Source organism: Halalkalicoccus jeotgali B3, from assembly GCF_000196895.1.
Lineage (GTDB): Archaea > Halobacteriota > Halobacteria > Halobacteriales > Halalkalicoccaceae > Halalkalicoccus > Halalkalicoccus jeotgali.
Genome location: NC_014297.1, coordinates 626,070 through 649,676 on the forward strand (window position 1 = coordinate 626,070; position 23,607 = coordinate 649,676).

The window sequence follows — 23,607 nt, forward strand, 5'->3', positions numbered from 1 at the left end:
GTCCATTCGTTCTCTAATGGCCGACTCACCGGATCGATCCGACTCGGATCCCGACGAGGAGATCATGCGGGCGACCTATCGGGCGCTGCGCGAGCACGGCTACGCGGACCTCACGGTCAAACGGATCGCCGACGAGTACGGCAAATCGACGGCCGCGATCCACTACCACTACGATACGAAGGACAACCTGCTGGCGGCGTTTCTGGACTACGTCCTCGGGCGGTTCAAGGACAGCGTCCACGAGGTCGAGACTACCGACCCCGAACAACGACTGGAACTGCTGTTGGATCAACTGCTCGTCGAACTCGAGGACCACCGTGATCTGTTGATCGCGATGCTGGAGATGCGAAGTCAGGCCCCCTACAAGGAGACCTTCAGCGAGCGCTTCCAGCAGAACGACGAGTACGTCCGCTACCTCCTCGAGACGGTGATCGCCCAGGGAATCGAGGCGGGCGCCTTCGCGGAGGTCGATCCCGACCACGTCGCCCGCGCGCTCATGACGATCGTCGACGGCGCACGCACCCGGGAGGTCGTCCTCGAGGGGGACGCGCTTGCTACGGCGAGACAGACCGCCGACGAGTACGTCACGGCCGTGTTGCTCGAGGACGAACCCTGATCGCTCTCACCCACTGATTGATCCTCCCTCCGGACCACTAGTATCGGGAGATCGAATGGACGAACAGCAGCACCTCGAAACGAACGGTCCGTACGTCGTCTCCCTCGACGACGCGGCGACGACCGACCCCACCCTCGTCGGGGGGAAGGGCGCGAACTTGGCCCGCCTCGTCGCCGCCGGAGTGGCGGTTCCCGACGGCTTTTGTGTGACGACGCCCGCGTACCACCATCTGGCGAGCGACGCGTCGGTTCGACGCGCCGTCCGTCGCCTCTCGGAGATCGACCCCGCCGATGGGGAGGCGATCGCGACCGCGGGCGCGACCCTTCGGGAGCGAATCGAAGGCCTCGCGGTTCCCGAGGAAGTCGAGGACGCCATCGAAGCCGGCCTCGCGGGGCTCGGAGGCGACCCCAAGGCGGGCTTTGCCGTCCGGTCGAGCGCGACGGCCGAGGACCTCCCGGCGGCCTCCTTTGCGGGCCAGCAAGAGACGTTCCTCAACGTCCGGGCGGCGGCGGTCGTCGATCGCGTTCGGGCCTGCATGGCGAGTCTGTTCACCGACCGCGCGATCGTCTACCGGGCGCGAAACGGCATCGATCACGAGGACGTCGCGCTCGCCGTCGTGGTCCAGCGGATGGTCGACCCCACGGTCTCGGGAGTCCTCTTTACCGCCGATCCGACCACGGGCAACCGCCGGATCACCGCTATCGAGGCCGGCGTCGGGATCGCCGACGCGTTCGTCTCGGGCGAGGCGACCCCCGACTCGGTCCGCGTCACGACCCGAACGGCCCGGATCCGCGAATACGAGGTCGGAAACCAACAACTGGCGGTCAGATCGCTCCCTGAGGGCGGCACCGAGACGGTCGAACTGCCCGGCGGCCGGACGGCGCGCGCGCTGAGCGACGAGCAGGTGCGCACGCTGGTCGCTCTCGGCGCGCGGATCGAGGCGCTCTTTGGCGCCCCACAGGACGTCGAGTGGTGTCTCGCTGACGGGCGCTTCTGGGTGGTCCAGTCCCGGCCGATCACCACCCTGTTTCCCGTTCCCTCGCCCGAACCCGACGACGACCGCCTCCACGTCTACTACAGCGTCGGCCACGCGCAGGCGTTCCCGGAGGCGATGCCCCCGCTCGTCAGGGACGTCTGGATGTCCTACACCGAGTCCGCTCTCGCGGCGTTCGGACTCGCCACGGAGGCCCCGCTGGGCGCCGAGGCCGGCGGCCGGGTGTACGTCGACATCACGCCGGTCCTGCGGATCGACGCGCTCCGAGACGACGTCCCGGAGCTTCTCTCGGAGGTGAGCGAGCCGATGGGCGCCGCCATCGAGGACCTCCTCGCACGTCGCGGCGACGAGTTTCGAACCGAGCGCTCGGCGCGGGACGTCCTCGGAGTTCTGTCCCCCCTCACCAACACGGCGTGGGCCGTCGTCCGGGGGCTCCCATTCGTCCGGGGGATGATGGGCGGGTTCGTCGGTGCGTTCGTCGGGACGCCGAACCCGCCGACGGACGAGGAGGCGCTCTGGATCGAGTGGGGGAGGGAAGCCGCCGCACAGATCACCGGGCGCGAGACGCTCGTAGAGCGGGTGAAAGCACCGTTCGGCCTCTTCGAGACCGTCGACGCAGTCACAACGTTCCCCCGAACCGGCCCGTTGTTTGCGGCCCTCGCGGTCGACGGGTGGCTCCGATGGCGATTCGCGGACGCGCCGGCGGACGTCAACGCCGTCGGGCGGGGGTTCCCGGACGAACTGGTGACCCGGATCAACTTCGGACTCGGCGATCTGGCGGACGTGGCGCGCGACCACCCCGAGGTCGCAGCCGCGCTCCGCGAGGGCGTCTCGCTCGAGGAAATCGGGTCGGTGGCGGGTGGGGACGTCTTCCGTGAGGCGTTCGAGGCCTATCTCGAGGAGTTCGGCCACCGCGCGACCGGCGAACTCGACCTCAGCAGGCCCCGGTGGCGCGAGGACCCGTCGTGGCTGCTGGCGACCGTTCGCGCGAACCTCGAACACGCCGGGAAAGGCACGCACCGCGAGCACGTCGCGCGGATGGAACGCGAGGCGCTCGCGGCGGCCGCGCGGCTCGAACGGCGGGCGGATCGCGGCCCGCTCGGCCCGATCCGGCGGCGAGCAGTCCGGCGGCTGATCCGCACGTATCGCGGGTACATCCAGACGCGGGAGTACCCCAAGCAGGGGTCAGCATACCTGTTCGCCGCGTGGCGCGAGGTGCTGTGTGAGGCCGGCGAGCACCTCGTCGCCGACGCACGGCTGGACGACGTTGACGACGTCTGGTTCCTGCGAAAGGACGAACTGTTCGCGGCGCTTGCGGGCGAGGCGATCACCGTCGATATCGCCGCGAGACGCGACGAGTTCGACCGACACGCGGCAATGACCGCGCCGCCGGTGCTGACAAGCGAGGGCGAAGCGCCGACTCCGGCGGTCGGTCGGGAGGACCTGCCGGCGGGGGTACTCGTCGGGACTGGCGTCTCCGGCGGCGTCGTCGAGGGCGTGGCACGCGTCGTTCGTGACCCGACCCGCGAGACGATCGAACGGGGGGAAATCCTCGTCGCGCCGTCGTCGGATCCCGGCTGGACGCCGCTGTTCTTGAACGCGGCCGGGATGGTCGTAGAGGTCGGGGGCCGGATGAGCCACGGCGCGCTCGTCGCCCGCGAGTACGGGCTGCCGGCGGTGGTCTCGGTGCCGGACGCGACCCGCCGTATCGAGACCGGACAGCGGGTTCGCGTCGACGGGACCGACGGGACCGTCGAGATCCTCGAGTGACCCGGCCCGCGAACTCCGTAGCTGCTGGTTCCAGTCGGTACATCCGCCCCGCCTACACCGGCCCCAAAAGGAGTACGACACACGACCGTGCCGCCGGGAGGTCCTGCACGCTCGGATCGCTCGTCGACGGGACGACTGTGGGTCTCATCCTCGCCCGGCCGCCGAGTCCTCGTAAACGGACTCCCCGTGCTCAGGTCGAGGCGACGGGCGGTACACCCACTGCCGCAGTCCGCGATCAGTCGATCGAAACGACTTCGACGTCGAACTCGAGGGTCTCGCCGGCCAATTCGTGGTTGAAGTCGATCCGCACGACGTCCTCGCCGACGTCGATGACCTCACCGATCTGTCCGTTTTCCGTCTGGATCTGCATCCCTTCCTCGGCGGCCTGCCCGTCGAGTTGGCGCTCGAACTCGTCGCGGTCGTGTTCGATGACCTGCCCGTCGCGTCGCTCGCCGTAGCCCTTCTCGGGGGGGACGGTGATGGTCTCGGTGTCGCCCTCCTCCAGTCCCATGAGTCCCTCCTCGAATCCTTCGATGAGCTGTCCGGCACCGAGTTCGACCGACAGCGGGTCGTATTCGCGGCCGGGCTGGGTCTCTGCTAGTCCCGAGTCCGCCGCGACCTGCTCGCGGGACGTATCGAAGACGGTCCCCTCCTCGTCGGCCAGTCGTCCGGTGTACTCGATCGTTGCCTGATCGCCAGGTTCGATTCCCATGGGAGCGCTATCGTCTCTAGGGGGAAAAACCCCGTATCTCGTCCGCACTCGTTCGGATCGTTGTCACCTGCATCACCCGCCCATCCCGACCCCGAGTACCGCCGGTCGCTACGGACCGTTGCCCTCGTGGCAGAACGGAAGGCGTATTCGGGTCGTAGCGGTATGGAGGTCGTACTGATGTCCGGAGATCGCATAGCGTCGGTCCGGCGGGAAGCGAGCGGGCTCTGGGCGGGTGGAACGGGCAAACTGCTGATCGTGATCGCCTGCGGATGGGGGCTGTTGAACGGCACGCGGATGATCTATCCGGTGTTACTTCCGTATCTCAGTGCCGAGTTCGATCTCACGCTCACCACCGCCGGCCTGCTGGTGACGCTCATCTGGCTCGGGTATGCGATCGGACAGGTGCCAAGCGGCGTCCTCGCCGACCGCCGCGGCGAGCGAGCGGTTCTGACTGCGGGCGTCGCGATCGTCGCGGTCAGTCTCGTCCTGGTCGTCTTCGCACCCTCCGCGTTCGCGTTGTTCGTCGCCACCGGATTCGTCGGGCTTGGACTGTCCCTCTATCCGGTCGCCCGGATCACCGTCCTCTCGGATATGTACCCCGACCGAATCGGACGGGCCCTCGGCGTGACGATGGCGATGGGCGATATCGGACAGACGGTCCTCCCGCCGGTGGCGGCCGCGATCGCGGCCGCGGTCGCGTGGCAGGCCGGTCTGGGGTTCATCGTTCCCCCCTTGCTGGCGGTCGTCCTCGCGCTGTGGGTGACGCTTCCTGCAGGGACCACTACCCCGGGAGATGAATCCGTTGACGACGGCCCCAACGGGATCGGTGAGGCCCTCGCGACGTTGCGCCATCCTACCCTCCTTACCATGGGGATTATCCTGTTTTTGTATATCGGCACGCTTCAGACGTTCTCGGCGTTCTATCCGATCTACCTGACCGACCAGAAGGGACTCTCATCGACGGCGGCGAGCGTGCTGTTCGGCCTGTTTTTCGCCATCGGCGTCGTCGCCAAGCCACTGGCCGGAACGGCCTACGACCGGATCGGGATCCGCCGATCGCTGCCGATCGTGCTCGCGGGCGCCGTCGTGGGGTTCGCAATCCTTCCTCTCGTCGAGCGACTGGTCTCGCTCGTCGCCGTCACCGTACTCATCAGTACAATGCTCGGATCGGGGGCGATCACGCAGTCGTATCTCTCGGATACGATCCCCGCGGAGATCCAGGGAACCGGTCTGGGGCTGATCCGATCGAGCGCCGCGATGCTGGGGGCAACGGGGCCGGTGCTCTTTGGCGCCGTGGCCGACCGCGGGTACTTCAACGAGGCCTATTTCGTGCTGGCGGCCCTCGTCGGGGCGATCACCCTCCTCACGCTTCGCCTTCCCCGCGAGTGAGGAACGAGCCTCCTCGAGACGGCGTTCGTTGACCGACGTGCCGTTCGTCCGTTGGACTCAGACGTCGATTCGCTCGAATCGTCCCTCCCCGACCTGCCTGTGACTTTCGGCCAGTGCCGAGGACAGCACCGTCCGTTCGGCCTTCCGGAGGTGCTCGTGGAGCGTCGCACGGCTGATTCCCAGTTTCTCGGCGAGTTTCTCGTTCGTTATCCCCCGCGGCCAATCATAGTACCCGCGTGCGAGCGCTTGTGCGGCGACCTCGTGTTGTCGTTCGGTCAGGGGCGGCTCGACACCAGGAGTAAACTCCTCGAGTTTGCCGAGTGTAACTGTACCAAACGTCCCCAAATCCTCGATGATGTTTCTGAGGTCCTCGCGGCGAAATACGAGAACCGTGTACTCTCGTTGACGACCCGAGACGGTGTTCGAGCGCCGGAGCGTGCCGTGGTTCCGGTAGATCGCCGAGTACGCCCCACAGGACGGCTTCGTCACGAGCAGGTTCTCCTCGTCCAGTCGCGTGACGTGTTCGACGTGTTCGGCGGCTTCGAGTTCCGATTGGAAACCGTCCGTGTGCTCGCCCGACCGGAGGACGAACGTCACGACGCCGTTTTGGATCTCCTCGATCTCGATCGGGATCGGCGCGTCGACGCCCGCCGTGAGCCGTCGGAGAATGCAGTTTCTGTGCTGTGTGAAGTGAACCGTCGCAGTGAACATCCCGGATCTCGTGTGTCAACGGAACCCACGGTGAAAAGCGTATCCGACCGATCCCCGACCAGTCGCTTGCCGGCTGCATCTATATAAAGAGCCAACAGCTGTTGGGGGAATTCTTACTCCCCGACGTGCCATCCGACATAGTGTACGATATCACATGACACACAATCTCGGTGTCGACGTCGGTGGGACGTTCACGGACGTGATCATCTTCGACGAGACGACGCACGAACTCACGATAGACAAGGTGCTCTCGACGCCCGCGAATCCCGCGGAGGGAGTGATACACGGCATCGAGGAGGCAACAGCCAAGGCTGACACCACGGTGGCGGATCTGAAGCTCCTGTTTCACGGTACGACCGTCGTAACGAACATGCTCTTAGAGGAGGCGGGCTCGCGGGTCGGGCTCGTTACGACGGCGGGCCACGAGGACGTTCTACACCTAGCGCGGGCGTGGACGCCCGGCCCGCTGTACGGCTGGATGAGCATGGAGAAACCGGCCCCGCTCGCCGATCTGGTGGACACACGAGGAGTCGGCGGCCGGATCTCCTCGCCCGCAGGAGAAGAGATCGAGCCGCTCGACGAGACCGCAGTCAGGGAGGCGGTTCGGGAACTCGAGGCGGCCGGCGTCGAGTCGATAACCGTCGCACTGTTGAACGCCTATCTGAATCCCGCACACGAACAGCGAGTACGGGAGATCGTCGCCGAGGAGGCCCCGGAGCTTCCCGTGTCGATCTCTTCGGAAATCGTCCCCGAATACGGCGAGTACGAGCGAACCCTCACGACGGTCATCAACGACTACGCGCGGCCGACAGTGATCAGCTATCTCGACGATCTCGACGAGTCGCTCTCGGCGGCCGGCTCGGAAGCGACGATGAACGTCGTGCGCTCGGACGGCGGGCTCATGAGCTCCGGGGCTGCAAAGGAGCGTCCCGTCGAACTCGCGCTCTCTGGGCCGAGCGGCGGCGTCGTCGGGGCGGCGACCATCGCCTCGGCGAAGGGCGTTCCCGACGTTCTGACCCTCGATATGGGTGGGACCTCGACGGACGTCTCGCTCGTCGAGGACGGCACCGCCGAGACGACACGCCAGACGAAGGTCGGCTATCGGGAGTTCAAATCCCGGTCAGTCGACGTCAATACTGTGGGCGCCGGCGGCGGTTCCATTGCTCGCGTCCAGTTGAACGGATCGCTGCAGGTCGGCCCCGAGAGCGCCGGTGCCGACCCCGGACCGGCGTGTTACGGCCAGGGCGGCGAGGAACCGACCGTCACGGACGCGAACGTCGTCTTAGGGCGGATTCCACCCTCGGTTCAGCTCGGCGGTCGGATGGAGCTGGATAGAGAGGCCGCCCGCGATGCGGTCGCGACGATCGCCGACGAGCGAGGGAGTACCGTCGAGGAGGCCGCCCAAGCGATCCTCGATATCGTCAACGAGAACATGCACGGTGCGCTCCGGGTCGTCTCGGTCGAACGCGGCTACGACCCACGCGAGTTCGGGCTCGTCGCCTTCGGGGGCGCCGGCCCGATGCACGCCAACGCGCTGGCCGACGTGATGGACACGTATCCGCTACTTATCCCGCCGGGTCCAGGGGTTATGTCCGCCTTCGGGTTTCTCACCTCCGACATCCAAAACGAGTTCGCAGAGACGTACCTCGAAACTGACGAGGACGTCGACGGGGCGGACGTCGCCGAGGAGTTCCGCGCGCTCGAAGCCGAGGCGACGTCGTGGCTTGCTTCCGAAGGCGTCGACGAAGCCGACCACGCCTTCGAGTACGCCGCCGACTGCCGGTACTTCCGCCAGGACATCCAGATGTCGATTCCGGTCTCCCCCGAGAACCTTCAGCGCGAGTCCGGGCTCGCGGAGATCAAGGACGACTTCGAAGCCCGTCACGACCGCCAGTTCGGCTTCTCGCTCGATGCGCCACTCGAAATCGCGAACCTACGCGTGATCGGCAAAGGCCGGCTGCAGGGGGTCACGATCGAGGACCAGCCACTCGGTGACGCCGATCCGAGCGATGCCGAACTCGCCATCGAGGAAGTGTACTTCGACGGTGAGCACTACGACACGGCGATCTACGACAGAACCGAACTCCGGCCGGGTAACGCTATCGACGGGCCAGCCATCGTCACGGACGCCGACTCGACGGTCGTCGTTCAGCCCGACCACGACGCGACCATCGACCGCTATGGTAACATCGAGATCAACCGAGGTGAAAACAGATGAGTGAGACGCCCGACTTCGTCGGCGAACACGACGTCGACCGAACGACGCTCGATATCATCGAGAGCACGCTCTCGAACACCCGCTACGAGATGGATCGCGTGGTCGAAACGACGGCCATCAGTCCAGTCATCCGCGAACAGTCCGACCAGTTCCCGCTGATCGCCGACGCGAAGGGGCGAATGGTCATAGGCCAGTTCGGTTCGGCCATCGACACCATCCTCGCGAACTCGGCGTTCGAGCGCGAGGACCTCGCCGATGGCGACGTGATCGCGACCAACGATCCGTACATGTGTGCCGGTGCGGTCTCGCACACGCCGGACATGCTGCTGTTGCGACCGATCTTCTACGAGGGCGATCTCGTGGGCTTTTCGAGCCAGTGGGGCAACCTGATGGACGTCGGCGGGAAGACGCCCGGCAGCATGCCCGTTCAGGCGCGGACGATCTTCGAGGAGGGGGTGCGACTGCCGCCTGTAAAACTCTACAAGGGCGGCGAGATCGACGACGAACTGCTCGAAAGCTTCGCACACAACACCCGCCTGCCCGAACACGCCGAGGCCGACATCAAGGCGCTGGCGGCGGGGACGAAAGCTGCAGAAACCCGCATCCACGAGCTCTGTGATCGCTTCGGGAAGGAGACGTACGTCGAGGCCTGCGACGCCATCCTCGACCGCACCCGCGACGGAATGATAAACCTCATTCACGAGTTCGTCCCCGAGGGCGAGCGCTACACCTTCGAGGACTACGTCGACGACGACGGGATGGGCAACGGGCCCATCAAACTCCACCTCGAGATCTACCGGGAGGGCGAGACCGTCTACCTCGACTGGACGGGCACTGACGAGCAGGTCCCGGGGACGGTGAACTTCCTGTTGAACGAGAAGATGTTCAAGATGTTTACGGGAGTGTTCCTCATCATGGCCTTCGACCCGCTGCTCACCTTCAACGACGGCTACTACGACCTCTTCGAGGTGACACTGCCCGAAGGATCCGTGGTCCAGCCGGAGTTCCCGGCCGCACTGGGCAATCGCCTCCCGCTGATGGCCCGGCAGTTCGACGTCCTGCAGGCGACGTTCTCGAAGCTCATCGAGGGCTTCTCGGTCGCGGGCAGCTACGGCACCTCGCCGAACCTCGTCTACGCCGGGACGGACTCGGAGGGCAACGACTTCCAGATGCTCGAGATCCTCTACGGTGGGATCCCCGCTCGGCCGGGCGGCGACGGCCTCGATGGACACTCGTGGTGGCCAATGTTCCGAACAGTACCTGCCGAATACCAGGAGGCGTACTACCCCCTGAGCATCGACGAGTACAGCACCCGCACTGACACCGGTGGTCCCGGCGAGTTCCGCGGCGGGCACGGCATCACGAAGGTCTACACCTTCGAGGAGCCGGGTGCGATCACCTTCCAGGACGATCGGGCCCACACCTACCCGTGGGGCGTCGACGGCGGTAGCCACGCCGAAACGAGCGAGAAGACACTGGTGCGGACCGACGGGACCGAAGAGGAGTTACCGTCAAAAGTCGAAAACGTCGCCGTCGCGGCGGGTGATAAACTCGTCTTCAGTACCGCCGGCGGCGGTGGGCTCGGCGATCCACTTGAACGCGATCCCACGGTCGTCGCACGCGAGGTCCGTCGGGGGCTCATCTCGGAATCCGCTGCCCGCACCGAGTACGGGGTCGTCCTCGACGAGGGGAGCGTCGACGACGTAGCCACCGAGGATCGACGCGGAGAGCTCGACGGGACCCGCGACGAGCCACCGGCGTTCGATTACGGTCCACTACCGGACGACGAGACCCTCGAAGCACGCATCGCCGCCGAACGACGCGAGTTCGCCGAGCGTCACGATTGACCGTCGACACCGATCATGGACTGGCCACACGACATCGACACCGAATACGACGAGGCGGATTTCGGCGCGAGCGTCGGCCTCGGCGACCGGCCCGCGCTGCTCGTTATCGACCTGATCAACGCCTTCACCGATCCGACCACTCGCCTCGGCGCGGACGTAACCGACGTCCTCGAACAGACGGAACGGTTGCTCACGACCTTTCGTGAACACGACCTGCCGCGTTATTTCACGACCGTCGCGTTCGAGGACTCCTATGGTGACGCCGGGCGGTTCATCGAGAAGGTGCCCGCCCTGAAGGAGCTCCGTCTCGGCACCGAGGCGGTCGAAGTCGACGAGCGAATCGCACCCGTCGACGACGAACGAGTCATCCTGAAGAAGTACGCCAGTGCCTTCTTCGGAACCGATCTGGCAACGGAGCTGACGACCGACCGCGTGGACACGCTCGTCCTCGCCGGCGTCACGACGAGCGGCTGTGTCCGTGCGACCGCGGTCGATAGCCTGCAACACGGCTACCGGACGATCGTCCCCGCCGACGCGGTCGGCGACCGCGCCGACGGCCCACATCGGGCGAACCTCTTCGACATCGACGCGAAGTACGGTGACGTCGTTACGACCGATGCCGTACTCAACCACCTCTCACATGACGTATAACGACACCCACGACGACCGACTCGAACCGACAGCTACCTCCGTGTGTCCCTCGCGAGGCCAGCCATGACCACCACCGGTGGAGCGCTCCGCGAGCGTCTCGCGAGTGACGAGATCCTCGCCTGTCCCGGCGTTCACGATCCGCTGACGGCCGCCGTCGCCGACCACGTCGGCTTCGACGCTATCTACATGACCGGCTACGGCACCTCCCTGTCGAAGACCGGCTACCCCGATGCTGGCTTCATTACGATGCCCGAGATGATCGAGAACGCCGCGAACATCCAGGAACGGATCGACGTCCCGCTGATCGCCGACGCCGATAACGGCTACGGCAACGCGACGAACGTCGTTCGGACGGTCCGCGAGTACATCAAAGCCGGCGTCGGTGCTATCCACATCGAGGACCAGACGTTCCCGAAACGCTGCGGGCACACGAAAGGCCGGCAGGTCATCCCACGAGCGGAGGCGGTCGGCAAGATCGAAGCCGCGGCCGCCGTCCGCGACGAGCGCGACCCCGAGTTCGTGCTGATCGCCCGGACCGACGCCCGCGGAACCGGCGACGGCTCGCTAGAGGAGGCGATCGGCCGCGCGAACGACTTCCTTGATGCGGGCGCGGACGTCGCCTTTGTCGAGGGCCCCACCGACGAAGCGGAACTCGAACGCATCGGACAGGAGGTCGAGGGGCCGCTCGTCTACAACTTCGTCGGCGATCTGGGCTCCTCGCCGTACGTCGACCTGTCCGCGCTCGAACGATGGAGCTTCGATCTGGTGGTGTTTCCCGTCGCCTCGACGCTCTCGGCGATCGCACACGTCCACGAGGACCTCTCGACATTCGCCGACGATCCAGTCGCGGCCATGCGGGACATCGACGACGCGTTCAACGCTCAACCCGTCGGGAGCCTCCACGACTTCTCGGGCTTTCCCGAGGTCGTCGAGTGGGAGCGACTGTTCCTCTCCGACGCCGAGCAGGACAAGTACGACGGCTCGCTCGGCGACGACCTCTGAGCCGGGGCCCGTGTGCGATTGAGCCTCGGCTCAGGCCCGGGCGATGCTCGGCGCTTCGCCGAGTCCGCCGAGCGCGAGCGCGGCGGTCGAGTCGGACTCCTCGGGTTGGAGTTCGACGGTCGTCCCGTCGTCCTCAGGGATATCGATCTCGCCAAGCGAGGCCGGCTCGTACCCTTCGGCCGCGATCTGCGTGTCGTAGCGACACGTCGTCGGTGAGAGGGTTTCGGCCTCGAGTTCGCCGCTCGCGTTCGACTCCCCGGTGATGTACGCGTCACCGCTCGAATACCACAGATCACACATCCCGCTGATCTCGGCGCCCTCGATCGGCTCGCCGGTCCCGGCGTCGAGGACGGTGTAGGTGATCGAATCGCCCTGCTGGAGGGTGATCGTCCTGTCCTCAGCGACGCCGATCGACAGCATCGGATCGACGTACTCCTCCTGTTCGGCACTGATCTCGTACATGTCTTCGAGGACGGTGAACTCGACCGTCCCGTCGGTGGCCTCGCGCGTCGTGGTCGCGCCGTCCGAGAGGCGCTCGATCGTTACCGGCCCCTCAGCCTCGACGGTCAGCGTGTACGTCTCGGGGTCATCGCTTTCGTTCCCCTCACTGCTGTTTCCGTCGCTTTCGTTCTCGTCGGGAGTGTTCTCGTCACTGGTGTTCCCATCCTCAGCAGTCCCTTCGTCGTCCTCGCTCTCATTGGCGGGTGGTTCCTCGGGCGATGACTCATCACCGTTATCCGCCCCATCATCGGATCCACTCGACTCGTCTCCGGTCTCGTCGGTATTGTCGTCCGCTCCGTCGTCGGCGTTATCCGAGGACCCGTCCCCGGCGTCGTCAGCGTCGTCCGCGGAGCCGCTGTCGGTGTCTTCGGATCCTTCGGTTGCGTCTTCACTGTCCGACCCTTCACTGTCCGACGCGTCGGTTCCGCTCGAGTCGGACGCCGGGTCGTCGTTCGAGCCGGCGCTCGCGGACGACGCCGACGCCGATGCCGATGACGCCGAGTCGTCGCTCGACTGTGTCGCCACCGTCGAATCGTCGTTCGACGAGGTGGACTGATCCACCGACTCGCTCGACTCGGAGTCCGTGTCCCCGACGCTCGTCTCCGAGTCCGAATCCGCGTTCGGGTCCCCGTCGTCGCTTCCGGCGTCGTCCCCGCCGTCAGTTCCGCCGCTGTCGCTTTCCTCGGCGTTCGTCTCCTCTCCGGACGCGTTCGTGGCGTTCGTCCCGTCCGAGGAGTCGCCGCCGTCCTGTTCGTCATCGATGTCGCCACTGCCCGCGTTGGCGACGTCTGGGTCCTCGGCTGGCGAGCCGGTTCCCCAACCGGCACACCCGGACAGAGCGACCGCGAAACAGAGCAGTAAAAGTACCACAAGTCGCCGTCGGGAAGGTCGTAGTTCTGGTGTCATGTGCGTTGGTTCGTCGCGTCGGCTCCGCGGTGAACCCCGATCGTCGGTTCGCCACCGCGAGCGCGTCCGTCGACTATTTTCACCGTGTTTAACGGTTATCCGTATCAATAATACGGGTGTATTATAAATGCTACCATCAGGTCGTTCTCGGTCCGCGTTCCGGTGGACGCTCGTGGCTCCCGTATGCGCCCGGACCGGTACGGTCGCTCGGAGGTATTCGACCGGATTCGTCCCGTTCGTATCAAAAGACTTCAACCGCCGTCTCGAAATCGGCGTGCTACGACTGTCCGTCGGTCATCGAAATACGGCCACTATCCCTGCGACTCGAGCGACCTGAGGGCAGCCCGAAGCGCCCGGCGGCGCTCCTCGCTGAGCAGCGGTTTGCCGTCCATCGGGTCGTCGAGGTTGACCGGCGCGCCGACTCCCGATTCGTGGGTCTCGCTGACGCCGTATTGGTTGTCCGAGGCGTACCAGCCCGACCAGGTGCCCGACCCGAGGTTGATCTGTCGGTAGGGGACCGGCTGGTAGCTCGTGTTCGCGGGGTTCTCGAAGCCCGGCTCGATATCGTGGAGGAACCGGTTGTTCTCCGTGACGTACTCGTCGTCGGGATAGCCCCGGAACGCGATCGCCTGGCAGTTGTTGTCCTTGATGCTGTGGGTGAAGGCGAACGTACACCGGCGAACCTCGACGCGCCCGCCCGCGGTGAGGTCGTCGCCGCCGCCGTTCTCGGCAAGACAGTGCATGTCGACGGCGCGGCTGTAGGTCGTCGGCCCGAACAGACAGTCTTCGAGCGTGTACCCGCAGGTCGGGTAGCCAAAACCGTTGACCGAGTGGCGCGTCGCGTTGAAGTAGCTCAGCTCGATGGTCGGGTGCCCGTTGATCACGTCGATGACGTAGCCCGCACCCACCATCATACAGTCGTGGCCGTAGATGTGGTGGATGTGCGGCGAGACGACCGTCGAGGAGGCGCCGATGGAGATGGCCTGGTTTGGCCAGCCGTAGATCTCGCAGTTGTCGACCTCGGCGTCGTCGGTGAGGATCCGGATGCCGCGAGCGTATCGGCCCTCACGCTTGCGCCGGCGCTCGCTTACTTGCCGCTGTCGAACGGGAGGTAGCCGGATACTCACCGCTATCGTAGTAGTCGTGGTACGGACCGCGGTACCTGATCCCGGAGATGCGCGAGCCGCCACGCATAGTGATCACATCCCGATCCGAGGAGCCGTTACCCCATGCGGGACTGTCCTTCCCGTGGTCGGTGGCGTACAACAGCGCACCCGCCGAGCCATCGACATCGCAATCTGAGACGATGGTCTGATCCGAGCAGGGTCGGAGATCCCGATCTCGCTGGCCGACGACCCGAGGGCGTCGAAGAACGCCTCACGGCTCTCGACGATCACGTCGGCGTCGTCAAGGCCGACGTCAGCGCGATGACCGACGCCGCCGCCGATCCCGCGTCCCTCGATGCATTTAAGAACTCGTTCGTTGGTGAAGTACGGTGTCATCGTTCAGAAGTGGGCGTCTTCGTATGCGGCCATGTTTAGATCGAAGTAGTATACCACAAGCGGTTGTCGCTGAAATCGAGGTTACCTCCACAGTGAAGTGTCAGTCCGTCGCCAATCTGGCTCTCTCAGCCCGACCACACCGTACGGCGCAGAGGGAAGCTTCCGTCGCGCGTGGTTCTCGCTCATGCCCAGTCCAACAAGCACGTGCGGGTTTAACTATACGGAGTTGTCGACCTGTGAGAGCCCGGCGACCATCAACAGGAGCTTGATCTATGTGATGTCCGGTAGACCCTGCTGCCGATGGCCCGTCTTTCCAGAAGGATCGTCCGCCGCCGTTTCCAGCCATCGACGCATAAACGACCGCCCCCGAAAGCCGCGTGTGCCACTCCATTTGGTTCCGCTGACGGGCGGTCATATCGCAGAAGAGTTCTTTCGCTATCGTATTCGATATCGCAGTAGCTCACCCGACGAACTAGCGGTGTGCTTACCACTCGAGTCGGAAAGCAGTACGACCGTTTCGCTCGAACCTGCGCCCGATTGAACACAACGTCCGGGACGACGATTGGTTTTCCCGAACTGTCATCCCGCTCAGTACACGCCGTCGATTCAACTAGCTATAACGAACCTATATGCGTCTGACAGTTCCTGACGCAGAGGCCATGCAGGCACAGAGCGCACGCTCCTCGTCGGGATCGGAGCGATAGTGGCGGGTATCGCTACGGGTAGTAACGCACTGGCAGACGAGCATTCGGACGGTGCGGACGGCAACTCCACAGACGGGAATACCGGCAGTGGGGACGCCGGGATCGATCTCCCGCGGGAGTACCACGTACACCTACAGGACGAGGCCGAATCATAGGACGTCCGGACCGAAGCGTCCGGAGAGGCACGCTTTCACGTCGACGCCGACGGGACGGAAGCCACCTACGAGGTGACGATCGCGGACATCTGCAACGTCACGCAGGCGCATATCCATTTGGGATCCGAGGGCGAGGACGGTCCCGTCGTCGCCTGGCTCTATCCAGAAGGAGGAATGGAGCCGGAACGCATCGGCGGTCGGTTCTCGGGCATCCTCACCGAGGACTCTATCACGGCCGAGGACCTTGTCGGGGAGTGGGAGGTCGCCGACTTCGAGGATGTGGTCGGGACCTTCGAACAGGTGGGTGCGTACGTCAACGTCCACACGGAACAGTATCCGGACGGCGAGATTCGCGGTCAGATCCTGCCGCCCCACGAGTAAACGCACAGAGTCGGGCCGTCCCGAATGGGGTGCCGTTTCCGACGGTTCGACTCGCTCGGCCGATCGGATATGAGCCTTCCGACGGTCGAATCACGTCCGAATGGCTACGACTATGCCGTGGGACACCGAAGATGGGAGAATGGACCGAGACAATCGTTCCCACTGTAGGGGGATCGCACCGTGAGCGAGATCTCGTTTACCTTCCTCGGGTCGGGCGACCCGCTCGGGAGCGGCGGCCGATTACAGACCTGTTTTCACGTCGCCGCGCCCTCCGGTCGATTTCTCATCGATTGCGGGGCGACGTCCATGGCGGCGATGAAACGGGAGGGCGTCGATCGCAACGCCATCGAGGCGATCTTCATCACGCACCTCCACGGGGATCACATCGGCGGGCTCCCGTATTTCGTCCTCGACGCGCAACTGATCGCCGAACGGACGGAACCGCTGGTCATCGCCGGGCCGCCGGGGCTCGAAGAGCGCCTTCGGGCCGCGATGGACGTCTCGTTTCCGGGCCTCTCGGGGGTCAAGCAACGCTTCGAGCTCCAGATCGTCGAACTGGAGGCAGACCGGAAGACCGCCATCGGGCCCGTCGACGTGACCCCCACCGAAGTCGTCCACGCCTGTGGCGCCCCGCCGTACGCGCTTCGACTCGACATCGACGGGAAGACGCTCGCGTACTCCGGGGACACGGAGTGGACCGACGCGCTCTTCGAGGTCGCACGCGGCGCGGATCTGTTCGTCTGTGAGTCCTATTTCTACGAGAAGGCAGTTCCGAACCACCTGAACTACCGGACGCTATCATCCCACCGAGACGAACTCGACTGCGAGCGACTGGTGATTACCCACATGGGCGAGGACATGCTCTCGCGGCTTCCCGACCTCGACGTCGAGTACGCACGGGACGGCAAGCGGATCTCGATCTGAGTCCGTCCTCGACTCGCCCGGTCGACCGTCGGCGTCCGCTCGCGATCGGAAACGAGGGTATTATACATCACTCGGTGTGACCACTGGGTAATGAAACGACGAACGTTCCTCGGATCGGGGGCGGCCGTGACGGCCTGCCTCGCCGGTTGCTCGGCGAACCCGGTAGACAGCGACGAGAGCGACGACGGGACGCTTGCCGTTGCGACCTACGGATCGTTCGTCGACGCCCCGAGCGACAGCCCGGGCGCGTGGATCAAAGAGGAGTTCGATGCACGCCACGACGCTACACTCGAATGGCACACGCCCGATCAGGGCATCAACTACTACATCGAACGCCACAATTCCGACGTCGAAATCGAACCGGATCTCTATCTCGGATTCGGTCCCCACGAACTCGTGCGCGTCGATCGGAACACGGACGGTGAGCTGTTCGGCCAGTGGGACGAGAGTCGCTTCGAGCACCTCGCTGACGTCGACGAGCAGTTCTATTTCGATCCGCAGGACCGGACCATCCCGGTCGACAGCAGTTACTGTGCGCTCGTCTACGACGGCCGAACTGTCCCCGAACCCGAAACCCTCGAGGACCTCCTCGACCCGGCCTACGAGGGACGAATCGCGCTCGCGAACCCTCAGGGAGCGACGACGGGGCTGCTCTTTTTGCTCTGGACGATCGACGAGTTCGGAGAGGAGGGGTACCTCGAGTACTGGCAGGGGCTGCTCGAGAACGACGTCCGGATCCTCGACTCGTGGGCCGACGTCTATACGCAGTTCGAGGAGGGCGAGGCCCCCGTGATCGTCTCGTACTCGAACGACCGGGTGTACGCAAAACGGGCCGGCAGCGACCTCGAGAAACACCGTGTGGCGATGCCAAACGGCGAGGCCTACGCGAGCATCGAGGGGATGGCCCGCTTTGCCGAGGGAACGAACGACGGGCCGGCCCACCAGTTCGCCGATTTCGTCCTCTCGCCGGAGGTCCAGGCGGTAATCGCCGAGCGAAACGTCACCGGGCCCGTCAACACCGAGGCGACACCGCCAGAGGTCTACCGGGAGTTCGCAAGAGAACCCGACGAACCGGTTTTCTTCGGGTACGACGCGCTCGCGGAGGGTCTGCCGGGCTGGATCGAGGACTGGAGCGACGCCGTTGCCGGTGGCCGATAGCCCCCGATCTGGGATGGACGCAAGCACCACGTCGACCGCGGGCGACGACGCCGCCGAAAGCGACGCGCCCGAACCCACCGACTGCGGGCGCGTACGCCGTGCTCGCGACGCCCTCGAGCGACGAACCATCGCACTCCTCGCGGTCGGGACGACGCTGGTGCTCGCCCTCCTGTTCTATTACCCGGTCACGACCGTCTTCGTCGAGTCGCTCCTCGTCGAGGGGCGGCTCACGCTTTCGGCGTTCGGGGCCCTGCTCCGTGATCCGTTCTACTTCGGCGATCTCGCCCGCCTGTTCGCGGGCGATTCACCGTTCGTGGTCGGTCGGGCGCTCCTCTCGGGCGAGCGGCGACTCGGGATCGTCGGTTTTACGGCCTTTCAGGCGGCCCTCTCGACGCTTGCGAGCCTCGCGCTCGGCCTCCCCGCGGCGTACGTCCTCGCGCGCTACGAGTTCCGTGGGCGGCGAACGCTTCGGTCGCTGACGATCCTGCCGTTCGTGCTCCCCTCGATCATGGTCGCGATCGGCTTCGTCGCCACGTTCGGCCGGAACGGCACGCTCAACGCCGTCCTCGGGACGATCGGGCTCGGGCCCGTCGATCTGTTGTTCACCCTGGAGGCGGTCGTGATCGCCCACGCCTTCTATAACGCGCCACTCGTCGCCCGGGTGACCACCGCCGCCTGGGAGTCGGTCGACGCCCGGACCGTCGAGACCGCACGCAGCCTCGGGGCGAGCCCGATTCGGGCCTTCCGGGACGTGATCGCCCCGCAGCTCTATCCTGCGGTGGTGATGGGGGCCGCGCTGACGTTCGTCTTTACCTTCGGGACCTTCCCGATCATCTTGGCGCTCGGCGGGTTCGAACTCGCGACCGTCGAGGTGTTCGTCTACCAGCTCGTCGGGGACCTGAACTACACCGAGGCCGCGGCGCTGGCGATCGTCGAACTCGCGATCTCGCTCGGCGTCCTCTACGCGTATCTGCGCTACGAGGCCCGCCACACCGTCCGTTCGCAGGGGGTTCGCCCGCTCGCCCGAGCGCCCCTCGTCCCGAGCGAGCGTTCGGTACGGGCGCTCCTCGCACGCTTCGGGATCGGCGCTTACGCACTGGTCGCGCTGGTCGTGTTCGTCGCCCCGATCGCGAGCATGCTCTATACTAGCGTCGCCGGTCCGGACGGGCTGACCCTCGACCATTATCGGTTTCTCCTCGACCGACAGGCGACCGGGGCGGCGTTTCAGGTCCGGCCGTGGGACGCGATCCGCAACTCGCTGGTGTTCGCCCTCGGCGCGCTCGCGCTTTCGGTCCCGATGGGCGTGGTGATCTCGGTGCTGACGACCCGGCGATATCGCGGCCGGAAGCTGGTCGATACCGTCGCGATGGCGCCGCTTGCGGTCTCGGGGGTGATCGTCGGGATCGGGCTACTCCGGGGACCGGTCTTCGGCGTCGAGATCGCCGGGTGGCGACTCTCCGTCGGCGGGGCGCTCGCGATCGTCGCCGCCCACGCCGTCTCCTGCTATCCCTTCGTCGTCCGCACCGTCTCCCCGGGGTTCGAGTCGCTGGACGGGCGGTTCGTCGAGTCCGCCCGGGCGCTCGGTGCCTCCCGGGTGCGCGCCCTGCTCGACATCGAACTCCCGCTTGTCCGACCGGGAGTGATCGCGGGCGCGGCGTTCGCGACGGCGATCTCGATCGGGGAGTTCTCCTCGACGGTCGTGCTCGCGACGGGGACCGATCAGTACACGATGCCGGTCGCGATCGAGCAGTTCATCGGCCGGCGGCTCGGACCTGCGACCGCGATGGGCGTCGTCCTGCTTTTGGTCTCGAGTGCCAGTTTCGTGATCATCGACCGTCTCGGGGGTGAGACCGATGGCCTCTGAGCCGACCAACCCGGTCGCGCTCTCGCTTTCGGACGTGACGGTCCGCTACGGGGAGACGACCGCCGTCGAGGGGCTCTCGCTCGGGGTTCGGGAGGGGGAGTTTTTCACCCTCGTCGGCCCCTCGGGCTGCGGGAAGACGACGCCCCTCCGGCTGATCGCCGGCTTCGAGTCGCCGACGGCGGGGTCGGTCGCCATCGGCGGAACACGCGTCGCGGAGGTCCCCCCGGAGGAGCGAAACGTCGGCGTCGTCTTCCAGAACTACGCGCTGTTTCCCCACATGAGCGTCGCCCAAAACGTCGGCTACGGGCTCCGCTTTGCGGACCCGCCCGGCGGCGTCTCCCGCGAAAAGCGCGTCGCCGACCTCTTAGACCTCGTCGATCTCGCGGACGCCGGCGAGCGCTCGCCCGAGGAGCTCTCGGGTGGCCAACAACAGCGCGTCGCCATCGCGCGGGCGCTCGCGCCCGGCCCCGACGTCCTCCTGCTCGATGAGCCCATGAGCGCGCTCGACGCCCGGCTGCGCGAACGGCTGCGCGGGCAGGTCCGGTCGATCCAGCGCGAACTCGACATCACGACGGTGTACGTCACCCACGACCAGGAGGAGGCGCTTGCGATCTCGGACCGCGTCGCCGTCATGCGTGCGGGCCGGGTCGAGCAGATCGACCCCCCGCGAACGGTCTACGACGCCCCCCGAACGCGGTTCGTCGCCGAGTTCGTCGGCGATAACAACGTCCTCACCGGGACGGTCGTCGAGCCGTCCGCGGACCGTTCCCCGGAGCCCCTTCCCGTCCGAGTCGGCGAGGAGACGCTCGCGATCGCGGCCGACGCCATCGAGTGTGACCGCGGCGATCGCGTGACCTTCTGCGTGCGCCCCGAGGACCTCCTCCCGGGGGCCGAAACCAACCGGCTCGAAGCGACGGTCGAGAGCGCGGAGTTCCTCGGTTCGAGCACTCGAACCCGTCTGCGCTGGCAAGGCCGGGAGCTGATCGCCCGAAGCGAGGCCCGACCGGGCGATCGGCTTCGCATTGGGTTCTCCCCCGAGGACGCCCACGTGGTCTCTCTCGACGCCGACGGGTGAGCCTGCGTCCTACAGTTCGACGACGTCGCCGCCCTCGGCGGCCTCGTGGATCGCCCGGATGATGCGCATGTCCTCGAGCCCGTGGCGCCCGTCGGGGCGGATGTCCTCTCCGGTCAGGACCCGATCGGCGAAGTAGTCGAACTCCTCACGCATCTCCTCTTCGGCGTCGAAGGTCTCGTGGTCGACCTGCACCTGCAGGTCGTTTCGCGAGAGCCGGAGGGTCACCTCCCCGTGGAACGCCGGCTGGAGTTCGATCTGGCCCTCCGTGCCGGTGATCTTCAACTCGGTGTCCGTGTAAGCGCGCTGGCTCGCGGTCGTGACCATCTTCACGTCGTCTTCGAGGACGAGCAGGGCAGAGGAGCGCTCGTCGGGGACGTCCCCGAAAGCCTCGTGGTGGGAACTCATCTCCGAGCGGACGGCGACGGGATCCCGATCGAGCAGGTAGCGGGCGGTGTTGATCGAGTAGATGCCCAGATCCATCACCGAGGTACCGTACCCCGACAGGTCAGGGTCGAGACGCCACTGATCGTGATCGGGGATCATCTCCAGTAGTCGCTGGCTGTTGTGGCCGTGGACCGACACCGGCTCGCCGAGAAAGCCCTCAGAGATCAGTTCCTTCGCGCGCTGGACGGCGGGCTCGGTGTGCATCCGGTAGGCGATCATCAGGGGGACGTCGGCGTCCTCACACGTCTCGACCATCCGCTCGGCGCGCTCGACGGTGCTTTCCATGGGTTTCTCACAGAGGATCGCCTTGTCCAGCCCGGCGGCCGTCTCGACGTACTCCAGATGATAGGCATTGGGCGTCCCGACGTAGACGGCGTCGTACGTCTCATGTTTCGCGCCGTCGTGGAACTCCTCGTAGCTGATGCCGTGGACCACGCCGTTGTCCTCGGCGAGTCGCTCTGCCTTCTCGGTCGAACTGCTCACGAACGTTGTCACCTCCCCGAGGTCGGAGGACTCGATTGCCGGCAGGGCGACGTCGATCGTCCACCAGCCGAGCCCGATCAGGGCGTATCTCACCGTCCCCTCGGTCGTCGTCTGCCACTCGCGGTCCTCGTAGGAGTCGATCCAGTCGAGCATTGGTCGTACTACCGGCCGTGGGAGTAAAACGCTCGGGTCTTCGGACGGATTGGCACCCGCCCGCGGGCCGACGGTTCCGAGGATCTCGATTCTCGCGGGAACGAACCGGTTCGTCTCCCCGTTCAGACGCCGAGGATCGCCCGCGCCAACCCGAGGAAGATGAAAAACCCGAGCACGTCCGTCGCGGTCGTGATGAAGATCGTCGCGGAGGTCGCCGGGTCGACCTCGAGGCGATCGAGCACCAGCGGGATGACCGTCCCGAAGAACCCGGCGATCACGAGGTTCAACACCATCGAGGTGCCCAGAACGAGGCCCAACAGCGGGCTCTGATTGAACACTGTCGCGATCGCCGCGACCAGCACACCGGTGATCGCCCCGTTGGCCCCGCCGGCGAGGATCTCGTTGAGGACCGCCCGCCCGCCGGTCGACAGCGAGACCTGCTCCAGGGCGAGTCCGCGTACCGTTACGGCCATCGACTGCGTTCCCGCGTTGCCGCCCATTCCGGCCACGACCGGCATGTAGACGGCAAGCAGCGTGAACGCGGCGATCGTTTCCTCGAACAGCCCGACGACGGCCGCGGCCAGAAACGCCGTCCCGAGGTTGACGATGAGCCATTTGTACCGATTGCGGACCTTCGAGAGCGCGCCATCGAGGACGCTTTCCTCCTCGACGACGCCCGTAAACTCGTAGAGGGTCCTGTTCGCCTCCTCCTCGACGATCCGGAGGACGTCCTCGGCGTCGATAACCCCGATGACCGTCTCCCCATCGTCCTCCTGATCGAGGACCGCCACCGTGCTCTCGGGGTTCGCACGGAAGACTTCGAGGACGTCCTCCCGGTCGTCGTCGAACCCGGCGGTCGGCGTCTCCTGGACGTAGTCGGTGATGGCCTCCGAATCGCCGGTGTCCATCGCGAGCGCCTGGCCGGGCAACTCGCCGATCAGTCGCCCGTTTTCGGTCACGAGGATCGTCGGGAACCGATCCGTCCGGTCCTCGTAGCGACGGACCCGTCGGGTCACGTCCGCGAAACTGCTGTGGCTGTCGACCGTGACGTAGTCGATATGCATGATCCCCGCCGCGCTCTCGGGGTCGAACTCGAGGAGAAACTCGATGTTTCGGCGCCGATCCTCGTCGAGGCGGCGGAGGATCGCCTCCCGAGGCCTCTCGTCGGTCAGCGCGAGGACGTCGGTCGCCTCGTCCGGATCGAGGCGACGGACGAACCGGTGGAGCTGCTGGCGACTCAGGTCCGCGACGATGTCCGCTTGGGTCGGATGGGACAACTGGAAGAACACCTCCCGTTGGCGCGACCACGGGAGGGTCCGAAACCGCTCTCCCGGCGACGGTGCCGTCGATAATGCCAGTTGAACCTCGGCTGTATCCGCCATGATCTGACCCGTTATCACGACGAGTAAGAAGGTGCTACGATCCCGGCGTGACGGGAGCACCATCG

At 65.8% G+C, this 23,607-nt stretch carries 18 protein-coding genes and 1 pseudogene; 12 read left to right on the forward strand and 7 right to left on the reverse strand.

Going from position 1 to position 23,607, the window contains the following annotated elements; all coding sequences use genetic code 11:
* Positions 1–16: 16 nt before the first annotated feature.
* Both HACJB3_RS03010 and HACJB3_RS03015 read left to right on the forward strand, forming a co-directional pair.
* Positions 17–616 (forward strand): TetR/AcrR family transcriptional regulator, encoded by a 600-nt coding sequence (locus HACJB3_RS03010; RefSeq protein WP_008418094.1) that lies wholly within the window; start codon positions 17–19, stop codon positions 614–616.
* A gap of 55 nt (positions 617–671) precedes the next feature.
* Entirely contained in the window at positions 672–3,380 is a 2,709-nt protein-coding gene (locus HACJB3_RS03015; protein WP_008418092.1) for a PEP/pyruvate-binding domain-containing protein, read from the forward strand.
* A 235-nt stretch (positions 3,381–3,615) separates the two neighbouring features.
* On the opposite strand, the gene HACJB3_RS03020 is transcribed toward HACJB3_RS03015, so the two are convergent.
* Complete coding sequence (locus HACJB3_RS03020) at positions 3,616–4,092, reverse strand: FKBP-type peptidyl-prolyl cis-trans isomerase (RefSeq protein ID WP_008418090.1); 477 nt, start codon at positions 4,090–4,092, stop codon at positions 3,616–3,618.
* A gap of 162 nt (positions 4,093–4,254) precedes the next feature.
* Here HACJB3_RS03020 and HACJB3_RS03025 point away from each other — a divergent pair, with 162 nt between their 5' ends.
* The gene (locus tag HACJB3_RS03025) at positions 4,255–5,481 is read left to right on the forward strand and encodes an MFS transporter (RefSeq protein WP_008418089.1); all 1,227 of its coding nucleotides are present in this window, start codon (positions 4,255–4,257) and stop codon (positions 5,479–5,481) included.
* 57 nt (positions 5,482–5,538) lie between these two features.
* Here HACJB3_RS03025 and HACJB3_RS03030 read toward each other — a convergent pair whose 3' ends face one another.
* Positions 5,539–6,192 carry a helix-turn-helix domain-containing protein gene (locus HACJB3_RS03030; RefSeq protein ID WP_008418087.1) on the reverse strand — a complete coding sequence of 218 codons (654 nt, stop codon included), beginning with the start codon at positions 6,190–6,192 and terminating at the stop codon, positions 5,539–5,541.
* Between the two features lie 154 nt (positions 6,193–6,346).
* Here HACJB3_RS03030 and HACJB3_RS03035 point away from each other — a divergent pair, with 154 nt between their 5' ends.
* The 4 genes from HACJB3_RS03035 to HACJB3_RS03050 all read left to right on the forward strand — a co-directional run bounded on the left by HACJB3_RS03035 (position 6,347) and on the right by HACJB3_RS03050 (position 11,910).
* Positions 6,347–8,410 carry a hydantoinase/oxoprolinase family protein gene (locus HACJB3_RS03035; protein WP_008418084.1) on the forward strand — a complete coding sequence of 688 codons (2,064 nt, stop codon included), beginning with the start codon at positions 6,347–6,349 and terminating at the stop codon, positions 8,408–8,410.
* Positions 8,407–10,257 carry a hydantoinase B/oxoprolinase family protein gene (locus HACJB3_RS03040; protein WP_008418082.1) on the forward strand — a complete coding sequence of 617 codons (1,851 nt, stop codon included), beginning with the start codon at positions 8,407–8,409 and terminating at the stop codon, positions 10,255–10,257. The genes HACJB3_RS03035 and HACJB3_RS03040 overlap by 4 nt, the downstream gene beginning before the upstream one ends.
* A gap of 15 nt (positions 10,258–10,272) precedes the next feature.
* Positions 10,273–10,908, forward strand: a complete 636-nt coding sequence (locus HACJB3_RS03045; protein WP_008418080.1) for an isochorismatase family protein — start codon at positions 10,273–10,275, stop codon at positions 10,906–10,908.
* 63 nt (positions 10,909–10,971) lie between these two features.
* On the forward strand, positions 10,972–11,910 hold the full coding sequence (locus tag HACJB3_RS03050) for an isocitrate lyase/PEP mutase family protein (protein ID WP_008418079.1): 939 nt from the start codon (positions 10,972–10,974) through the stop codon (positions 11,908–11,910).
* A 30-nt stretch (positions 11,911–11,940) separates the two neighbouring features.
* Here the strand turns inward: HACJB3_RS03050 and HACJB3_RS03055 are convergent, their stop codons facing one another.
* From HACJB3_RS03055 to HACJB3_RS20585, 3 genes are all read right to left on the reverse strand, one after another.
* Entirely contained in the window at positions 11,941–13,281 is a 1,341-nt protein-coding gene (locus tag HACJB3_RS03055) for a hypothetical protein (protein WP_008418077.1), read from the reverse strand.
* A 347-nt stretch (positions 13,282–13,628) separates the two neighbouring features.
* Entirely contained in the window at positions 13,629–14,444 is an 816-nt protein-coding gene (locus HACJB3_RS03060) for a hypothetical protein (RefSeq protein ID WP_013199369.1), read from the reverse strand.
* A 72-nt stretch (positions 14,445–14,516) separates the two neighbouring features.
* Positions 14,517–14,819 (reverse strand): hypothetical protein, encoded by a 303-nt coding sequence (locus tag HACJB3_RS20585; RefSeq protein ID WP_013199370.1) that lies wholly within the window; start codon positions 14,817–14,819, stop codon positions 14,517–14,519.
* A gap of 922 nt (positions 14,820–15,741) precedes the next feature.
* Between HACJB3_RS20585 and HACJB3_RS03065 the strand changes: the two are divergent.
* The 5 genes and pseudogenes from HACJB3_RS03065 to HACJB3_RS03085 all read left to right on the forward strand — a co-directional run.
* Positions 15,742–16,059 (forward strand): annotated as a pseudogene (locus tag HACJB3_RS03065) (CHRD domain-containing protein); the annotation flags it as partial.
* Between the two features lie 180 nt (positions 16,060–16,239).
* The gene (locus tag HACJB3_RS03070; RefSeq protein WP_008418075.1) at positions 16,240–16,983 is read left to right on the forward strand and encodes an MBL fold metallo-hydrolase; all 744 of its coding nucleotides are present in this window, start codon (positions 16,240–16,242) and stop codon (positions 16,981–16,983) included.
* Between the two features lie 90 nt (positions 16,984–17,073).
* Positions 17,074–18,141 carry a thiamine ABC transporter substrate-binding protein gene (locus tag HACJB3_RS03075; RefSeq protein WP_008418074.1) on the forward strand — a complete coding sequence of 356 codons (1,068 nt, stop codon included), beginning with the start codon at positions 17,074–17,076 and terminating at the stop codon, positions 18,139–18,141.
* A 13-nt stretch (positions 18,142–18,154) separates the two neighbouring features.
* Positions 18,155–20,005 (forward strand): ABC transporter permease, encoded by a 1,851-nt coding sequence (locus HACJB3_RS03080; RefSeq protein ID WP_008418073.1) that lies wholly within the window; start codon positions 18,155–18,157, stop codon positions 20,003–20,005.
* On the forward strand, positions 19,995–21,080 hold the full coding sequence (locus HACJB3_RS03085; protein WP_008418072.1) for an ABC transporter ATP-binding protein: 1,086 nt from the start codon (positions 19,995–19,997) through the stop codon (positions 21,078–21,080). The genes HACJB3_RS03080 and HACJB3_RS03085 overlap by 11 nt, the downstream gene beginning before the upstream one ends.
* Before the next feature lie 9 nt (positions 21,081–21,089).
* Here the strand turns inward: HACJB3_RS03085 and gfo6 are convergent, their stop codons facing one another.
* Together gfo6 and HACJB3_RS03095 are read right to left on the reverse strand one after the other, a co-directional pair.
* The gene (gfo6, locus tag HACJB3_RS03090) at positions 21,090–22,160 is read right to left on the reverse strand and encodes a D-xylose 1-dehydrogenase Gfo6 (protein ID WP_008418071.1); all 1,071 of its coding nucleotides are present in this window, start codon (positions 22,158–22,160) and stop codon (positions 21,090–21,092) included.
* Between the two features lie 122 nt (positions 22,161–22,282).
* Positions 22,283–23,542, reverse strand: coding sequence for a magnesium transporter (locus tag HACJB3_RS03095; protein WP_013199371.1), 1,260 nt, complete (start codon positions 23,540–23,542; stop codon positions 22,283–22,285).
* Positions 23,543–23,607 lie beyond the last annotated feature (65 nt).